The organism is Thermostichus sp. MS-CIW-15, assembly GCF_054060575.1.
Map to the genome: position 1 here is coordinate 1 of NZ_JBSSDI010000004.1, position 15,709 is coordinate 15,709.

A 15,709-nucleotide genomic window follows, 5' to 3' on the forward strand; every position below is an offset into this window, starting at 1 on the left:
TTGACGATTGCAGGGGATCCCCGCGGCAGCAGTCAAGGGTGCTCGGGGTGTGGTCGTGAGGTGCCCAAAAAGCTGCATGAGCGGTGGCACGATTGTCCGCACTGTGGGTTGAGGATTGGCAGGGATCACAACTCGGCGAGAGTCATCAAATCCAGAGCGGTGGGGCGTCCCGTTCTTCAAGCTCAGGAAATGTCCTGCTATCGGGCAGGAGTCACTGGGAAGCCCGCACTCTATGCGTCAGCATGAGTGCGGGAGTACGTCACGAAGCCAGAAAATTGACCAGCTTTTGCAGGCGATCCCAGGCAGCGCCGCTGGCAAGGATCTCCCGCGCTTGGGCAATTCCGGATCCCCAATCGGGAACGGCTCCGGCCACCTGCAGGGCCAAAGCGGCATTGAGGGCCACCACATCCCGCTGGGCAGGCGCTCCGGATCCTTGGAGAACTTGGGCGAGGATGGCGGCATTTTCCGCCAAGTTCCCCCCCTGGAGGGCCTGGACAGGTGCGGGCGTAAGATCGTAATCTCGCGGGTTCAAAACTTCTGTTCGTACCAGCCCACCGGAAAGGATGCCCAGATCGGTGGGCTGATCCAACCCGGCCTCGTCCAGACCTTCGCGGCTGTGCAACACCACGGCCCTTTCCCGCCCCAACAGACGCAAGGCCTCGGCCATCACCGGCACCAGCTCCGGGGCATAAACCCCGATCACCTGGCGGTTGGGATAGAGGGGATTGACCAGGGGCCCCAAGAGATTAAAGACAGTGCGAACTTTAAGGGCGCGGCGGTAGGGGATCACCGCCCGCATGGCCGGGTGCCAGTGGGGGGCAAAGAGAAAGGTGATGCCCACTTCCGCCACCGCCGCCCGCACTTGCTCTGGCTCAGCGCTCAGGTTCACCCCCAACGCCTCCAGCACGTCCGCCGAGCCAACCTTGCCAGAAGCAGAGCGGTTGCCATGTTTAACCACCGGGATCCCGGCTGCACTGACCACAAAGGCCACAGCAGTGGAAATGTTAAACGTGCCGGCCCCATCTCCCCCGGTGCCGCAAGTATCCACCAACAGGGGCAGATCCAGGGGGGATCCCAGGGAAGCTCGCTGCAGCACCCGCGCCATGCCGGCCAGTTCACTGGCGCTGACCCCCTTGGCTTGCAGGGCCGCCAAAATCGCTCCCGACACCACATCCGGCACTTGGTTGTGCAGCCAGCCGTTCATCAACTGTTCGGCTTGGGCTTCGCTCAGAGATTGCCGCTCCAGCAACTGTCCCAAAAGCTGGGGCCAAAGGTCAGCCGTTTCCGTCATGGGGCGGGATCCGGGTTTTCAGCAAGCCCTCATCCTAGCATAGGTCTGCGGGGGCTCTTTCGGCCAAAGCGGCTAGAGATCGCGCAGCCAAGGGTCCGAGACAGGGGCAGCCGCCGCCAGATCCCTTCGCTCCCCGTGGGATCCAACAAACGCCAGGCCAGCAACCCTGCTGCCGAGAAGAAAGCCAAAGCCAGCAGCAGCGCCAGGGAGTTTTGCACGCTTTTCCAGGCGAATCCAACCTGAGATCTCCGTTGAACAGGTCGGGAGCCCTTTTGAGCGGGGGAGGGTGGTTTTGCAGAAGTTGGGGAGGGGGGCAACGGAGCAGCGGGAATGGGAGGCCCTGGCAGCCGCTTCCAAGCCATAGCCACAGCCTGGGGGCGCTGGCGCTGGCGCATCCACCGGTTGAGCTCGGCCAGAGAGATGGCACAGAGGTTGGCAAGGCCCAGCCCCTGCACTCGCTCGACCAAGGGTCGGTCGTTGCTCACCACCACCACCAGGGATCCCGGCTGCTGTTGGGCCAGGGCATAGGCACACTCGGCAATGGCCTGCTCTAGGCGGACTCGCAGCGACTGCTCGCCGGCGTTGACTTCACCCACCAGGGCGCGGGCTTCTGAGACGGCAAATCCCAAACGGGGCCAGTGGCGCAAGAAGGCGCGCGCTGTCGATTCTTCTTGGGGGTCGATGGCCTGTCGGGTTAGGCGTTCTAGCTCCGCCATCACCGCCTGGGGCAGCACACACACCCCAAAACGGGCCCATTCCTGCCACAGAGCCGGGCGACCGGCCAGGATCGCAGAGCTGTCGAAAACGAGCAACGGCGAGATTTCGGCCATAGGGGGCGCCAGCGGCGGGCTCACCCTCAATTGTGCAGCTTCTCCGAGAACTTGGGGAGGCGGGATCCCTCGGCCAAACAGAGGCGGATGGCCAGCGGGTAGAGGCGGTGTTCCTGGGCCTGGATGCGCCGGTAAAGGGATTCCACCGTATCTTCCGGCAAAACCGGTACGGCTGCTTGCGCCACAATGGGGCCGCTATCCATTTCCAACGTGACCCGGTGGACGGTGCAGCCGGTGATTTTCACGCCGTACTCCAGCGCCTGCTCCACCGCCCGCAGGCCCTTGAAGCTGGGCAAGAGGCTGGGGTGGAGGTTTAAAACCCGCTCCGGATAGGCAGACAGCAACACTTGGGTCACCAAACGCATCCAGCCGGCCATGATCACCCACTCCACCTGATACTCCTGGAGCACTTGCAAGATGGCCGCGTCCAGCGCCTCCCGGCTGGCATAGTGCCGATGGTTGAGCAGAATACAAGGGATCCCTCTTCGCCGCGCCCGCTGCCGCACGTAGGCGTCTGGATTGTTGGTGATCACGACGGCAATTTGCGCCCGTAGCTCGCCAGCATCGATGGCTTGGGCGATGGCCTCGAAGTTGCTGCCGTTGCCGGAAGCCAAGATGCCCAGGATCCCCGGCTGGGGAGGAGCCGGGATCTCGCCGGGGTCTGGCCAGAGGAGGTTAGGCAAGTCCATACGAAAAACTCGAGGGAGAGTCCGCAGCCCCGCTATTTTAGACCCAGCCGGATTTGGCTGCGACCTGCTCTTGTCGGAGAGAGAGTCCAAAAACTAGGCTGCCACTGATGCTATCCAGCCTGTCCAGCACCGCTCAAACCCTGGGCAAGGAGCTGAAAGCGCTGAACTGAATTGTGCAAAAGCACGAGGTGCTGATCGCAGAAACTGATGCTGGCTCCCCGAGGAGCTCTGGCTCGCTTTGACAGGCGCAGCGGTGCTATCGAGCTCCGCCCGGCTTAGCTGCAGGAGGAAACGGGAGAGATACGCCAAGAAATGCTGCGGATGTGGCAAGGGATCTGCAATTGGTGGCGGGATTTTCTGGAGTTTCTGCAAAGATAGGCCAAGCCAATTCCAGGAACTGGGCCTGGATCTTTCGCGGGCTGGTCTAAATTGGGAAAGCATTGACCTTGGTGTGAGAGCATGGCTCCCTTGAGAAAGCGACAGCGGCGATTTTGGCTTTTTGGCCTGATCGTCCTTCTGGTCGGATTGATGGGATCCCTGACGCAAGCGCAGCAAAGCCTCACCCAGGCCCAGTTGGAGCAGGCCCAATACGTGCGCAGTTGCGGCACTTGCCATGTGGCGCTGCCCGCTCAGGTGTTGCCCACCGAAACCTGGCGACGGCTGCTACAGGATCCCAACCACTACGGCCAGCAGATCCAGCCCCTGACCGGCGTGGCTTTACAACTGGCTTGGGGCTATTTGCGGCCTAATTCCCGTCCCCTGCGCCAAGGGGAACCGGTGCCCTATCGCCTGGCCGAGTCTCGCTACTTCCGCGCTTTGCACCCGCAAGTAGACTTTCCCAACCCAGTGCGGGTGAGCGGCTGTGTGGATTGTCACCCCAAGGTCGATGCGGGAGACTTTGCCAGCCTCTCGCCGGAATGGCAATCTTGAGAGGCGCAGAGACAGCATGCAGGTAGATATAGGCGCTATTCTGACCGGATATGCCCAGGGCTACTTCCTCATGGCGGACGAAGAAACCGGATCCCTGGCCTGGTATGGCACCGAGCAGCACGCGCTGATCCCTTTGGACGAGCGGTTTCACTGTCCCCGTTCGCTGCGGCCTTTGGTGCGCGGCAGTTGCTTTCAGGTGCGGATCAACGGCGCTTTTGAGCAAGTGGTGGAGGGCTGTGCCGCTCGCCCCCAAACTTGGATTAGCTCGGAATTAAAGCAGATCTACCTTGCCCTGCACCAAGCGGGGTTTGCCCACAGCTTTGAAACCTGGCAGGGAGACACCCTAGCAGGCGGGATCCTGGGCATTGCTTTGGGGGCGGCCTTTATCGGCGAATCGATGTTTTACCGCATTCCCAACGCTTCGAAGGTGGCGCTGGTCAAGCTGGTGGAACACCTGCGGGAGCGGGGCTTTCGCCTTTTTGACGCCCAGTTGATGAACCCGCACCTGGCTCGCTTTGGGGCTTTTCTCATGGACGGACGGGATTACCAGGAGCTGTTGCAGCAGTGCCTGCGGATCCCTTGCCGGTTTGACTGAGCCAGCGCCCTGGGGGGCAGGGGGTATTTATCAAGAGGGGTGGATTGGGCTAGGTTAAAGGTAGTGTTCAGCTTTTGTTCCGGCCATCCCGATGTCGCAGCCCTCTCCTGTCAGCTCCACCCCTGTTGAGAAGGGATCCTCGCCTCAGGTGAGCTATACCCGCCTGGCCATGCGCAACATGGTGCGTAAAGGCAAAACCTCCCTCCTGCACTTCACTCTGACAACAGCGGGGTTGCTGGCAGTGTTGGTAGGGCTGGCGTATCTGTTTCACTGAGTTTCACTGCCTTTGATGTTCCCTCCTAAACTTTTCCCAAAGTTAAGTGTTAGGAAGGTAAAGGACGGGCAGCGAGGGAGCCGGGTTTCGTTGGCGGCAACCTCTGCTGCTGCAGACCTCATCTTTGGCCCTTGGGACTTTTGCCTATGCAAACTTCGCTAGATCGCACCTCCACCCGTTCTGGCATTCGCCTGCTGTTGTTTGCTCAGGGTCGAGCCAATATCGAGGAACTGGCGGAGCAATTGCGTCGGCACATCCAGGGGCTGCCGGGCCAGCATCCTGCCCATCTGAAGGTGGTACCGCTGGAGGAGCACCCCTACCTAGCAGAGCACTACAAGTTGGTGGTGACGCCAGCCTTGGTGAAAGCAGAACCCCTGCCGGCTCAGGTCTTGGCGGGCGAAGATCTGGCGACGCAGTTGGAAGTGTGGTGGCCCCGCTGGCAGGGTCAGGCGGCTTTGGTTTCCTACCAGGAAGAGGCGGGTCAAGATCCTGCTCCTCCCCCGACCACCGAGGCGTTGTTGCAAATGTCGGAAGAGGTGTTTTCGCTGCGCCAGGAGCGCGCCCAACTGCGGGAGCAGTTGGACTTCAAAGACCGCGTTCTGGCCATGCTGGTGCACGATTTGCGCAGCCCCCTGACGGCTACAGCCCTGGCGGTCGAAACCCTACAGCAAGGGCGAGAAGGATCCCTGGACAAGGCGGTGGAGCGGCAGTTGTTCGAGCATGCCCGCCAGCAATTGCGCAAGATGGACAGCATGATCACCGATATTCTCGAGTCGGCCCGTGGCAGTGCCTCGGAGCTGCGGATTCGAGCCGTGGAAACTCAGTTGGCCAGCCTATGCCAGCCAGTGATCGAGGAGCTACTGCCTCGCATCCAAGCCAAGCAATTGCAGTTTCAAGCCGATATTCCGGTGGATCTGCCCACAGTTCACGTGGATCCCGACAAGATCCGCCAGGTTATTTTCAACCTGTTGGACAATGCCATCAAGTACACTCCCGCCGGGGGATCCATCCGCCTCAACATCCTCCACCGCACCAGCCAAAAGGTACAGGTGACCGTCAGCGACACCGGCCCTGGGATCCCGGAAGCCGAGCAAGAGAACATCTTCTCCGATGCGGTGCGCCTATCCCGCGACCAACAGCAGGAAGGCTATGGCATTGGCCTTTCCCTTTGCCGTCGCATCGTGCGCGCCCACTATGGCCAGATTTGGGTGGAATCGATCCTGGGCAAGGGCAGCAGTTTTCATTTCACCTTGCCGGTGTATCGACTCTGCGGTCGCTAGCCAAGCTTTGGCCCTCGCTTTTCCCTGTTTCTCCCGAGAGCATGATCGGCCAGAACCAGTGGGGGCGCATCAGGATCACGGTGTCGATGACGTGAATGATGCCGTTGTCCGCCTCGATATCCGCCTGGATAACGGTGGCATTGTTCACCTCAAACACGTCCCCCTCGATAAACAAATCGATGGGGGATCCCTCTACCGAGCCTACACGCTGGTACTTGGCCAAATCCGCCTTTTTCAGGCGACCGGGCACCACGTGGTAACACAAAATGCGAGTCAATTGGGGGATGTTTTGCACTAGGGTGGTGATGGTGCCGGGGGGCAACTTGGCAAAAGCCGCATCGGTGGGCGCAAAAACAGTGAAAGGGCCAGGGCCTTTCAAAGTATCCACCAAGTTTGCCGCCTTCACGGCTGTAACCAAGGTGGAAAAACCCTCAGCAGAAACTGCAATATCGACAATATCAGGCATGGCCAAGATCCTTGTTTTGCTGAAGTGGGAATAAAGGTCTGGACGGCAGGTTCAGAAGAGCAGTTGGGTCCAAGCAGGATCGGGAAAAGGGAAAGCCAAAACCGACCACCTGAAATCGGCGTAATTGTCCTCAACTAGCGGTAGTTTTGATCCTGAATATAGGAGAGGCGGGCTGCCTCGCGGATGCCGTATTCCGGTCGGGTGAAGCGATTGAGCTGTCCCTCAAAATAACGGCGGTTCATCATCAAATGCCGCGGGTTGGGATCGTCCAGAGGATACAAGAAAGCGGCTCTCCCCGCCTGGATCACGGCTGAAGTAACGTTGTACATGGAGCGCTGGAAGCTGATCCCAAGCTGGATCAGCATGTCGTCTTCACCACGGCAATGCTTGCGGTAATACTCCACCAAATACTGGGGCAAAAAGTGGTACATATCCTGGTGCAAAAGGGTCGGCGGGATCCCGGCACTGCCCACCGGAAACTTATCGGCGTAGAGAACCCCGTAGTGGAAATCCAATTGGTTGGTGGGAACTTCGTTGGCTTGGGCGTTGTAGGACTTGGTGCCGCGGAAGGGAGAGGTGCGATAAAACACCGCTTCCACATAGGGGAAAGCCGCCTCGTATAGCCAAGTGAATCCTTTGGATTTGGGCACAATGTCGTACCACTCTCCTCGAATGCGCACCCGGTGATAAATGGGCCGCCCGGCAACGGCGAAGATCCCGTTAACCAAAAAGTTCATCGCCTCCGGCACGCTGGTGATTTTGCCCTCGTCGTAGAGATCGCTCATCTCAAAAAAGACGGGGGCCATCACCTCCCAAAACAGGCCCAGCACCGAATACATGGTGGCCTGGCGGCAGAGTTCCAGAAACATGTCTGGAAAGAGCTTGTACAGGCCGGTCAAAAGGGGGTTGCCCTGGCAGTAGGCGCGGATGGCGCGGTCGGCATTTTGCTTGTATTCTTCCGAATCCATATAGGGATCCAGCAGGCCTCCCATATCCCGGTGCCAGAGCATGGCCCGCATACATTCTTCGGCAAATTCCATGTTGATGCGGTCATGCCAAAGGTGATGCAAAATCCGCGGCAGCTTGCGCTTGAGCTCCCCTTTTTCCATGAACTCCAGCAGTTCCGGGTGGGCCGTAGCGGGGCCGCGCCAAATGCGCAAATCGGCATTATCCCCCGCGTAGTGGTTGGCCAGCTTCAAATATTCTTCGGGAATGATGAACTTAAAAAAGGGCAAGGGATCCACAAACACCTGCTCGGCAATGTAGAGCAGATCGCGCCAGTAAAAGTCCATCGGCACCGCATAGGCTTTGTAGAGGCCGATAATTTGCATCAGGTTTTCCGGCGTATCCGGCAGCATCGATCCCCCTGCCTCGAGGCGATGCACCACCTCGGCAAAGGGATGGGTGGAAGGGGGGAGCTTGGGCGTAACCAGGGTCGTCGTCATGGAAAAAGTCTCCAACTCTTCACTGCCTTCGGCTAGGGGAGAAAGTCATGAGCTTGCGTTGTCCATCAGGGATCCCTGCAGCAAACTGGAGGGAGAAGAATGTTCGGCTTCCGCGATGACAAGCGTCTGGGCTTGAGCCACCTGGGTGGATAGAGTAAAGGCCAAGGTTTGGGGCCATTTCACCAGGTTCATGGGCTGGATCCCAAACCAGACGATCAAGGCAGTTAAAAGAAAGCCCGGGATCCGCTCCCAACCTTGCACCCGGGGGTAGTAGGCGGTGCGGTTGTCCAATTTGCCGAAGCAGGTGCGGTTGAGCAAAATCACAAAATACACCGCCGTCAAGCCGGTGCCGCAGATGCTGAGCAACGTGGGCAACGGAAAATCTTGGTAGCTGCCCTGGAAGATCAAAAACTCGGCCACAAAGCCCACCAAGCCCGGGATCCCGGCGCTGGCCATGCCGCCCAAGATCAACAGGGCGCTCACGGTGGGCAGGCCGCGCAGAGGATTGAGCAGGCCGTTGAGCACGTTCAGATCCCGCGTTCCCACCTTGCGCTCCACCAGGCCCACCAGATCAAACAGCAGCGCCAGAATCAGGCCGTGGGAGACCATCTGCACCATCGCCCCCGTCAGGCTAATCGGCGTGGCCGCCGCCATACCCAGCAGGATGTAGCCCATATGGCCGATGGAGCTGTAGGCCACCATGCGCTTGATGTCTTTTTGGGCGATGGCCGCCAAAGCCCCCGACAGCACAGCAATAGCCCCCCACCAGGCCAGCAGCCCACTCAGATCGGCCCAAGCCTGGGGAAACAACTGCAGCCCAAAGCGAAACAGACCATAGGTGCCCAACTTGGAGAGCACCCCTCCCAGCAGCACCGCCACCGGCGGGGAAGACTCGCCGTAGGCGTCGGGCAGCCAGGTGTGGAAGGGCACCAGCGGCATCTTGATGCCAAAGGCCACAATCAAAGCCAACAGGGCCAGGGTTTGGGCAGCGGGGCCCAGGGAGCTGATGCGAATCTCGGCCAGCTCAAAAGTATGGGGATCCCCCAGCCAGTAGACGGCCAGAAACGCCCCCAACAGGAAGACGGCGGAAACAGCGGTGTAGATCAAAAACTTGATGGCGGCATAATCCCGCTTGGGGCTGCCCCAGATGGAAATGAGCAAGTAGATCGGGATCAGCACCAGCTCGTAAAAGAGGAAAAACAACAGCAGGTTCTGGGCGGCAAAAGCCCCGTTGACCGACCCACTCATCAGCAGAATGCAGCCGTAAAAGAGATTGGGCCGCTTGGTCTCCGGCTCAGCCGTCAAAATGGCGATGAGAGTGAGCAGCCCGTTCAGGGCCACCATCAACAAAGCCAGCCCGTCCAAGCCCAGGGAGTAGCTCAGCCCGATTTGCGGGATCCAATCCCACCGCTGCTCCCACTGAAAGCCGGTCGCCTGCACGTCGAAGCGGGTAAACAGAAATAGCGAGATGGCCAACGGGATCCCGGCCAAGACCACCGCCAGCTTGCGCCCTCCCAAGCCCAGGAACAGCAGCAGGGATCCCAAAATCGGCAACCCAATCAAGGCACTCAGCATGGTCTTTACCCCCTCGACCTACCCAAGCCTAGAGAACCACCAACCCAGCAGGGCTACCCCCACCACAATTGTCAGCACATAGGCCTGCAGCTGGCCGGAGGTGGTGTACTTCAGGACTTGGCCGCCTGCCAGCACCGCCAAACTGGTCAAATTCACCACGCCGTCCACCACGTAGCGGTCAAAGAGGGCCGTAACCTCAGAAATGATGCGCACCACAAACACCACGCTGGCGCGGTAGAGCGTGGGGGTGTAGAAGTCGTTGGCCAGCAGATCCTGCCAGTCGGCCAAGAAAGCCCAGTCCACTGGCCGCCGCCCCCGCGGCAGGTACAGCCAGGCTCCCAACGCGATGCCCGCCAAGCTGGATCCGGCCATCACCGCAATCGGGATCCCCTGCAGAGCCGGCAAGAGATCCAAGGCCGCCAGAATCATCGGCACATGCAGCGTCACCCCCATCATGGCCGTGCTGGGCAACATCATCGGCCAGTGCACCTCTGGGGAGCGCTCGCTCATCTGCTGCGGCTTGCCTCCCCAAACCAGGCCGAATACCCGCGTCAGCCCCAGCGCCGTTACCGCGTTGGTGACCAGCACCACTGCCGCCCACAGCCCCTGCCCCGATTGCGCCAACTGCTGCCACAGATCCGTCAGCACCCAGAAGGAGCCGAAAGGCGGCAGGGCCACCATGCCGGCCATCCCCGTCAAAAAGCACAGGCCGGAAATGGGCCGCCGCGACCACAAGCCCCCCAGATAGCGCAGATCCTGGGTAATGCTGTTCCAGATCACCATGCCCAGCGCCATCACCAGCAAGGCCATCGCCGGCGCATAGGTGAGCAGCAGTTGGTAGGCCTGTTGCGTGTGTCCTGTGCCCACCGCTACAAAGATCAAGCCCATGTAGGCGCTCACCAGGTAGGACAAGGCCCGCTTGGCATCAATTTGGGCCAGGGCCACCAGGGATCCCCCCACTGCCGTCAGCCCCCCGATCACCAGCATCAGCCGCAACACCGTCGGGGAAAGCTCATAGAGCGGCTGCAGCCGAATCAACACCCAAGCTCCTGTGCCCACCACCACCGCATTGCGCAAGATCGTAGAGGGGATCGGCCCTTCCATCGCCTCATCCAGCCACAGATGCAGAGGGAACTGGGCACACTTGCCCACAGGGCCGGCCAGCAACCCCAGCCCCACCAAGGCGATCAAGTTCGGATCCACAGAGATAGCTCCTGCCTGCACCGACTTTGCCCAAGCCGTCAAGTCCTCAAACTCCCAGGATCCCGTCAAAGGATAGATGGCGATGACCCCCATCAAGAGCAACAGGTCGCCGATGCGCTTGGTTAGAAAAGCATCCCGGGCCCCAGTTACCACCAGCGATTGGTTAAACCAAAAGCCCACCAACAGGTAGGTGCCCAGAGTCAAAATCTCCAGGATGACGTAGCTGAAAAACAAAGAGTCGCACAGAGCCAGAGCGCACATCCCCCCCTCAAACAGGCCCAGCAGCGAGAAGAACCGCGCCCAGCCCCAGTCCATTTCCATGTAGCCAAAGCCGTAGATCTGGGCCGCCAGGTTTAGCCCCGTCACCACGGCGCAGGCCCCCAGCGTTAGCGATGAAACCTGCAGCGGCAGCTCCAACACCAGATCCCCTACCTGCAGCCAGGGCAGCCGAATCACCTGCGCCGGCTGATCCCAAATCGCCACCAGCGCCCCCACACTGTGCAAGAACGCCACCAAGGTCAGCAGCGCATTTAGATAGCCCGCCGGTCGGGGGCCGGTGCGCCGGGTGATCCCAGGGGACCAAATCAACGCCCCCAGCCACGCCACTAGCGCATAGAGGGGAATTAACCACGCGGTTCTGACCAGCCCGTCCAAACTCATAATCCTCCTTACGGCCAGGAATCCCGCCTGACCCCATCGCCTACTGAGATCCTGTAAAAAATCTTAAGAGGCATCCTAGTGGCAAACTAGGATAGACAAAAATCAAGTTTTCCGATGAAGGCTATAGATTTCTAGCTAGGGAAGCGGAAACCTTCTCGCAGGCAACACAGACAGGCAGGAACCGTTGCCGGAGGGCTCCAGGTGGAGAGGGCCTCGGCCAAGGGACAGCTTGGCGCAAAAAGTAGAGGGATCCCCTTTTCCAGCGGGGATCCCCGTCGAGCTTTGGATGTCATCGTCGACTGTGAGCCTTGGTTCCTCAGCAGGAGGTAAGACTTGCCTTCATGGGCCTAGGTCAGCTCTCCGACTTACTGGAAGTCTGCACGTACAAGATCACCAGGAAGATCGAGGGTACCAGAATAACCAAAATGGTGGCCAAAAGGCCCAGGTAGTTCGTCTCCATAGCTGCACACGCCGCAAACCCAACTGGCAGCTAGCATACCATTCTCAGGTACGCCTTGCCCAAAAGCGGCCAAGCCGGCTCTAGGGTTTCGTCTTCACCGCAACATCCCCCAATACCTTCGTCTGGCAGGCGAGACGATAGGTATCGGGCTTGCGCTTGAGCTTGCGGTTTTCCGCCTCGGTGCGGGGAGAGAGGTTCTCGGCTCCCTCGACGATCTCCACCACACAGGTGCCACACTGGCCGTTGCCGCCGCAGTTGAGCAGCTTGGCCATCATCTTGTAGAGGTCGATCTGGTTCTCCAGCGCCTTCAAGCGCAGGTTAGCGCCTTCCGCGACGACGATCTCTCTATTCTCGTTGACAAAGCGAATCGTTGCCATAATCTCGCCCGAAACCACGACACCTTTCAGATTGAGCCAGGAAAGCTCCAGGGTTTGCTAAGTATTGTTACACTTTAAATCATATTTTTAATCTTTGGCGAGAGATCTGGGAAGATGATGGCAGATAAGAGGGCATCCCGCCTGAAGCCGCTCAGGTCAGTTGCGTTTCGTTATACTGTTTGATGCCTGTGATGAAAATCCTGAGAGCGATGTCCTCACTGGGTGCGCTCTTGGGTTAGGTGGGTGCGGCACCCCTCGACACTGAAGAGACTGCTTAGGTAAGGATCCCAGGTGAAGATGTCGGCTTCAGTTTTTTGACTGGATATCGCGCAAGTGTTGGAGAACGTGGAGGATCGAGCTTTATGGGACTACCGTGGTACCGGGTCCACACCGTTGTATTAAATGACCCAGGTCGCCTGATCGCGGTACACCTGATGCACACTGCGCTGGTGGCAGGTTGGGCCGGATCGATGGCGCTGTATGAAACGGCTATTTTCGATCCATCGGATCCTGTCCTGAATCCGATGTGGCGTCAGGGCATGTTCGTCATGCCATTCATGGTGCGTCTGGGGGTGGTCAACTCCTGGGGCGGCTGGAATATCTACGGCGAGAGCGTGGCCAATCCCGGCTTCTGGACGTTTGAAGGGGTAGCCACTGCTCACATTGTTTTGTCTGGCTTGCTCTTTTTGGCCGCCTGCTGGCACTGGGTGTACTGGGATCTGGAGCTGTTCCGGGATCCCCGTACCGGCGAGCCGGCTTTGGACTTGCCGAAGATTTTTGGGATCCACCTGCTCTTGGCCGGGATCCTTTGTTTCGGCTTTGGGGCTTTTCACCTGACGGGGGTGTTTGGCCCAGGGATGTGGGTCAGCGACCCCTACGCGACGACAGGGCATGTGCAGCCGGTGGCGCCGGAGTGGGGGCCGGCAGGGTTTAACCCCTACAACGCTGGCGGGGTGGTGGCCCACCACATTGCCGCGGGCATCGTGGGCATCATTGCCGGCCTGTTTCACATTACAGTACGCCCACCCCAACGCCTCTACAAGGCTCTGCGCATGGGGAACATTGAGAGCGTGCTCTCCAGCTCGATTGCGGCCGTGTTTTTTGCCGGCTTTGTGGTGGCCGGGACGATGTGGTATGGCAGTGCCACCACTCCTGTGGAGCTGTTTGGCCCCACCCGCTACCAATGGGACTCCGGCTATTTCAACCAGGAAATTAACCGGCGCGTCAATGCTGCCGTGGAAGCTGGGATGACCCTCAGCGAGGCTTACAACTCTCTGCCTAAGTCCTTGCTCTTCTACGATTACGTGGGCAACAACCCAGCCAAGGGTGGCCTGTTCCGGGCTGGCCCCATGAACAAAGGGGATGGCATTGCCATCGCGTGGCTGGGCCACCCAGTGTTCCGGGATCGCGAGGGGCGGGAGCTGACGGTGCAGCGCATGCCCACCTTCTTTGAGACGTTTCCCGTCATCCTGCGGGACGCCGATGGCGTGGTGCGGGCGGACATTCCCTTCCGGCGCGCCGAGTCACGCTACAGCTTTGAGCAGGTGGGCGTGACGGTGGAGTTCTACGGCGGCAAGCTGGACGGTCAGGTGTTCACTGACCCGCCAACGGTTAAAAAGTATGCCCGTATGGCTCAGTTGGGCCAGCTCTTCGAGTTCGACCGTGAAACGCCTAAGGCCGACGGCACTTTCCACACCAGCCCCCGCGGTTGGTTTACCTTCGCCCACGCGGTCTTTGCGCTGCTGTTCTTCTTCGGGCACATCTGGCACGGCGCCCGTACTCTCTTCCGGGATGTGTTCGCCGGTATTGACCCGAACATGAGCGAGGAAATGGTGGAATTCGGCGTCTTCCAGAAAGTGGGGGATCCCACCACGCGCAAGGTGCAAGAAGCGTAAGGCTTTCTCGCGGGATGACCGCCGGCACTCTGTTTCTCTGGGGAGAGGGGGTGCTGGCGGCTTTGAGCTAATCTGGAATCAAGCCCCCTTAGGATTCTGATTTGGAGGTTGGTATGGAAGCCATCACCTACACCTTTATTCTGTTTTTGACGCTGGGCCTTCTGTTTTTTGCCGTCGCCTTTCGCGAAACTCCTAGGATTCAGAAGAAGTAACCTGCGCCAGGGGCTGCTGTTGTCGGCTTGCTGAGAGTGTTGAGTGGGTTGAGGCGGCCAAAAGAGACGGCAGTTGTACCCCGTACAAGGCCGGAAAAATCCCCGGCCTTGTTTTTGTTTTGTTTTCAGAGGGCGCTCGGTTCCAGGCTGGTAGAGTATCCCCCAGGCAACCCAGCAAAGCTGTTTTCAAAACGGTAGCTGTCCTCTCCTGCTGGCAGAGGGGGTAGCTACTGGCGCTACTTTATTGAGCTTTATTGAGATTTGTTATCAGTATTTTGGAGGGGGAGCTCTTGTCCCACTGCTCGAATGGGATGGCTAGAATTGCTTCGGGCTGGTTTCCAGAACTACGGGGATTGCTGCGGCTCGAGTTCGCAACCAAGTCAACTTCAGGTTAGCGATGGCAACAGTGCTGCTGGTGGAAGACGATCCAATTAACGCCCGCGTTTTCGACAAAGTGTTGCGGCGGCGAGGCGGGTTTGAGGTCTTTCACAGCCAGGATGTGGAGGAGATCCTACGGCTGGCGCAGGCGCACGAGGTGGACGTGATTTTGCTGGATGTCTCCCTTTCTCAAAGCACCTTTCGTGGCGAGGCCGTGGACGGGATCCGCATTGCCCAACTGCTGAAGGGGGATCCCAAAAGCAGCTCCATTCCCATCATTTTGGTGACGGCCCATGCCATGCGGGGCGACCGCGAGGCCTTTTTGGCTCAAAGTGGGGCCGATGGCTACATCGCCAAGCCGGTGGTGGATCACGAGGAGATGGTGAACCAGGTGCGCAGGGTGTTGGCTCAGGCCCAGCAGGGCTAACTGGACAGGCTTTGGACAATGGACTGCCAAAAGGGGATCCCATCCTGCCCCAGCAAGTCGGGATCCGCCGCCCGCTCCGGGTGAGGCATCAGGCCGAGGATGCGACCGCTAGGGTCACAAATGCCGGCGATGTTGTCCACCGAGCCATTGGGCGCGACCGGAGCATAGCGAAAGACGATCTGCCCCCTGTCCTGCAACTGCTTGAGGGTATCGGCATCGCAGACGTAGCGGCCTTCCCCATGGGCGATGGGCAGGGTCAGGGTGGCTCCGCAAGGGTAAGCGCTGGTCCAGGGCAGGTCTTGCCGCTCCACGCGGATCCCTACCCGGTCGCAGATAAAGTGCAGGTTGGCGTTGCGCACCAGCGCCCCCGGCAGCAGACCGGCTTCTGTCAAGATCTGGAAGCCGTTGCAAATGCCCAGGACATAGCCCCCCCGCGCCCCATGCTCGGCCAGGGATCCCATCACTGGCGCAAAACGGGCCAGCGCCCCAGCTCGTAGATAATCCCCGTAGCTGAAGCCCCCTGGCAGCACCACCACATCCAGCCCCGATAAATCGGTTTCCCGGTGCCAGATGAGTCGCGTCGGGCAGCCCAAGAGGCCGCGGGTTACCCAGGCCACGTCGCGGTCACAATTGGAACCGGGGAAAACGACAATGCCAAACCTTACCTTGGCCATGGGGATCCCTTGCTGTGAAAACAAAAAGGTGGTGAGGGCTAGGCGTGA

At 59.6% G+C, this 15,709-nt stretch carries 18 protein-coding genes; 8 read left to right on the forward strand and 10 right to left on the reverse strand.

Features of this window, described 5'->3' with window-relative positions; genetic code table 11:
• Positions 1–246: zinc ribbon domain-containing protein (locus ACVW0R_RS02090; RefSeq protein WP_457501568.1), on the forward strand; the 246-nt coding region annotated here is incomplete at its 5' end.
• A gap of 13 nt (positions 247–259) precedes the next feature.
• Here the strand turns inward: ACVW0R_RS02090 and trpD are convergent.
• The 3 genes from trpD to purN are packed head-to-tail and all read right to left on the reverse strand — an operon-like array spanning position 260 to position 2,810.
• On the reverse strand, positions 260–1,291 hold the full coding sequence (trpD, locus tag ACVW0R_RS02095; RefSeq protein WP_011429527.1) for an anthranilate phosphoribosyltransferase: 1,032 nt from the start codon (positions 1,289–1,291) through the stop codon (positions 260–262).
• Positions 1,292–1,320: 29 nt separating this feature from the next.
• Entirely contained in the window at positions 1,321–2,121 is an 801-nt protein-coding gene (locus ACVW0R_RS02100; protein ID WP_011429528.1) for a PIN domain-containing protein, read from the reverse strand.
• Positions 2,122–2,147: 26 nt separating this feature from the next.
• Positions 2,148–2,810, reverse strand: a complete 663-nt coding sequence (gene purN, locus ACVW0R_RS02105; RefSeq protein WP_011429529.1) for a phosphoribosylglycinamide formyltransferase — start codon at positions 2,808–2,810, stop codon at positions 2,148–2,150.
• Between the two features lie 459 nt (positions 2,811–3,269).
• Between purN and ACVW0R_RS02110 the strand changes: the two genes are divergently transcribed.
• From ACVW0R_RS02110 to ACVW0R_RS02125, 4 genes are all read left to right on the forward strand, one after another.
• Positions 3,270–3,740, forward strand: coding sequence for a hypothetical protein (locus tag ACVW0R_RS02110; protein ID WP_011429530.1), 471 nt, complete (start codon positions 3,270–3,272; stop codon positions 3,738–3,740).
• A 16-nt stretch (positions 3,741–3,756) separates the two neighbouring features.
• The gene (gene aat / locus ACVW0R_RS02115) at positions 3,757–4,335 is read left to right on the forward strand and encodes a leucyl/phenylalanyl-tRNA--protein transferase (protein ID WP_011429531.1); all 579 of its coding nucleotides are present in this window, start codon (positions 3,757–3,759) and stop codon (positions 4,333–4,335) included.
• A gap of 91 nt (positions 4,336–4,426) precedes the next feature.
• The gene (locus ACVW0R_RS02120) at positions 4,427–4,609 is read left to right on the forward strand and encodes a DUF3285 domain-containing protein (protein ID WP_011429532.1); all 183 of its coding nucleotides are present in this window, start codon (positions 4,427–4,429) and stop codon (positions 4,607–4,609) included.
• Between the two features lie 146 nt (positions 4,610–4,755).
• Entirely contained in the window at positions 4,756–5,889 is a 1,134-nt protein-coding gene (locus ACVW0R_RS02125) for a histidine kinase (protein WP_011429533.1), read from the forward strand.
• Here the strand turns inward: ACVW0R_RS02125 and ACVW0R_RS02130 are convergent.
• The 6 genes from ACVW0R_RS02130 to ACVW0R_RS02155 all read right to left on the reverse strand — a co-directional run bounded on the left by ACVW0R_RS02130 (position 5,855) and on the right by ACVW0R_RS02155 (position 12,075).
• Positions 5,855–6,355, reverse strand: a complete 501-nt coding sequence (locus tag ACVW0R_RS02130) for a fasciclin domain-containing protein (protein WP_099812398.1) — start codon at positions 6,353–6,355, stop codon at positions 5,855–5,857. The genes ACVW0R_RS02125 and ACVW0R_RS02130 overlap by 35 nt on opposite strands.
• Positions 6,356–6,489: 134 nt before the next feature.
• Positions 6,490–7,800 (reverse strand): CO2 hydration protein, encoded by a 1,311-nt coding sequence (locus ACVW0R_RS02135; RefSeq protein ID WP_099812397.1) that lies wholly within the window; start codon positions 7,798–7,800, stop codon positions 6,490–6,492.
• A 45-nt stretch (positions 7,801–7,845) separates the two neighbouring features.
• Entirely contained in the window at positions 7,846–9,375 is a 1,530-nt protein-coding gene (locus ACVW0R_RS02140) for an NADH-quinone oxidoreductase subunit M (RefSeq protein ID WP_457501569.1), read from the reverse strand.
• 18 nt (positions 9,376–9,393) lie between these two features.
• A complete protein-coding gene (locus ACVW0R_RS02145) occupies positions 9,394–11,238 on the reverse strand; it encodes an NAD(P)H-quinone oxidoreductase subunit F (RefSeq protein WP_457501570.1) in 1,845 nt (614 codons plus the stop codon).
• A gap of 352 nt (positions 11,239–11,590) precedes the next feature.
• Entirely contained in the window at positions 11,591–11,698 is a 108-nt protein-coding gene (psbM, locus tag ACVW0R_RS02150; protein ID WP_011429539.1) for a photosystem II reaction center protein PsbM, read from the reverse strand.
• A gap of 80 nt (positions 11,699–11,778) precedes the next feature.
• Entirely contained in the window at positions 11,779–12,075 is a 297-nt protein-coding gene (locus ACVW0R_RS02155) for a 2Fe-2S iron-sulfur cluster-binding protein (RefSeq protein WP_011429540.1), read from the reverse strand.
• Positions 12,076–12,437: 362 nt separating this feature from the next.
• On the opposite strand from ACVW0R_RS02155, the gene psbB reads away from it, so the two are divergent.
• From psbB to ACVW0R_RS02170, 3 genes are all read left to right on the forward strand, one after another.
• On the forward strand, positions 12,438–13,970 hold the full coding sequence (gene psbB / locus ACVW0R_RS02160; RefSeq protein WP_457501571.1) for a photosystem II chlorophyll-binding protein CP47: 1,533 nt from the start codon (positions 12,438–12,440) through the stop codon (positions 13,968–13,970).
• Positions 13,971–14,083: 113 nt separating this feature from the next.
• Positions 14,084–14,182, forward strand: coding sequence for a photosystem II reaction center protein T (locus tag ACVW0R_RS02165; RefSeq protein ID WP_011429542.1), 99 nt, complete (start codon positions 14,084–14,086; stop codon positions 14,180–14,182).
• Between the two features lie 397 nt (positions 14,183–14,579).
• Positions 14,580–14,987, forward strand: a complete 408-nt coding sequence (locus ACVW0R_RS02170; protein WP_099812393.1) for a response regulator — start codon at positions 14,580–14,582, stop codon at positions 14,985–14,987.
• Here ACVW0R_RS02170 and purQ read toward each other — a convergent pair.
• On the reverse strand, positions 14,984–15,661 hold the full coding sequence (gene purQ, locus ACVW0R_RS02175) for a phosphoribosylformylglycinamidine synthase subunit PurQ (RefSeq protein ID WP_099884213.1): 678 nt from the start codon (positions 15,659–15,661) through the stop codon (positions 14,984–14,986). The genes ACVW0R_RS02170 and purQ overlap by 4 nt on opposite strands.
• Positions 15,662–15,709 lie beyond the last annotated feature (48 nt).

Excerpts from the sequence above, each read along its gene's own strand:
- trpD (WP_011429527.1), bottom strand. The coding sequence starts at position 1,291 with ATGACGGAAACGGCTGACCTTTGGCCCCAGCTTTTGGGACAGTTGCTG.
- ACVW0R_RS02100 (WP_011429528.1), bottom strand. The coding sequence starts at position 2,121 with ATGGCCGAAATCTCGCCGTTGCTCGTTTTCGACAGCTCTGCGATCCTG.
- purN (WP_011429529.1), bottom strand. The coding sequence starts at position 2,810 with ATGGACTTGCCTAACCTCCTCTGGCCAGACCCCGGCGAGATCCCGGCT.
- ACVW0R_RS02110 (WP_011429530.1), top strand. The coding sequence starts at position 3,270 with ATGGCTCCCTTGAGAAAGCGACAGCGGCGATTTTGGCTTTTTGGCCTG.
- aat (WP_011429531.1), top strand. The coding sequence starts at position 3,757 with ATGCAGGTAGATATAGGCGCTATTCTGACCGGATATGCCCAGGGCTAC.
- ACVW0R_RS02120 (WP_011429532.1), top strand. The coding sequence starts at position 4,427 with ATGTCGCAGCCCTCTCCTGTCAGCTCCACCCCTGTTGAGAAGGGATCC.
- ACVW0R_RS02125 (WP_011429533.1), top strand. The coding sequence starts at position 4,756 with ATGCAAACTTCGCTAGATCGCACCTCCACCCGTTCTGGCATTCGCCTG.
- ACVW0R_RS02130 (WP_099812398.1), bottom strand. The coding sequence starts at position 6,355 with ATGCCTGATATTGTCGATATTGCAGTTTCTGCTGAGGGTTTTTCCACC.
- ACVW0R_RS02135 (WP_099812397.1), bottom strand. The coding sequence starts at position 7,800 with ATGACGACGACCCTGGTTACGCCCAAGCTCCCCCCTTCCACCCATCCC.
- ACVW0R_RS02140 (WP_457501569.1), bottom strand. The coding sequence starts at position 9,375 with ATGCTGAGTGCCTTGATTGGGTTGCCGATTTTGGGATCCCTGCTGCTG.
- ACVW0R_RS02145 (WP_457501570.1), bottom strand. The coding sequence starts at position 11,238 with ATGAGTTTGGACGGGCTGGTCAGAACCGCGTGGTTAATTCCCCTCTAT.
- psbM (WP_011429539.1), bottom strand. The coding sequence starts at position 11,698 with ATGGAGACGAACTACCTGGGCCTTTTGGCCACCATTTTGGTTATTCTG.
- ACVW0R_RS02155 (WP_011429540.1), bottom strand. The coding sequence starts at position 12,075 with ATGGCAACGATTCGCTTTGTCAACGAGAATAGAGAGATCGTCGTCGCG.
- psbB (WP_457501571.1), top strand. The coding sequence starts at position 12,438 with ATGGGACTACCGTGGTACCGGGTCCACACCGTTGTATTAAATGACCCA.
- ACVW0R_RS02165 (WP_011429542.1), top strand. The coding sequence starts at position 14,084 with ATGGAAGCCATCACCTACACCTTTATTCTGTTTTTGACGCTGGGCCTT.
- ACVW0R_RS02170 (WP_099812393.1), top strand. The coding sequence starts at position 14,580 with ATGGCAACAGTGCTGCTGGTGGAAGACGATCCAATTAACGCCCGCGTT.
- purQ (WP_099884213.1), bottom strand. The coding sequence starts at position 15,661 with ATGGCCAAGGTAAGGTTTGGCATTGTCGTTTTCCCCGGTTCCAATTGT.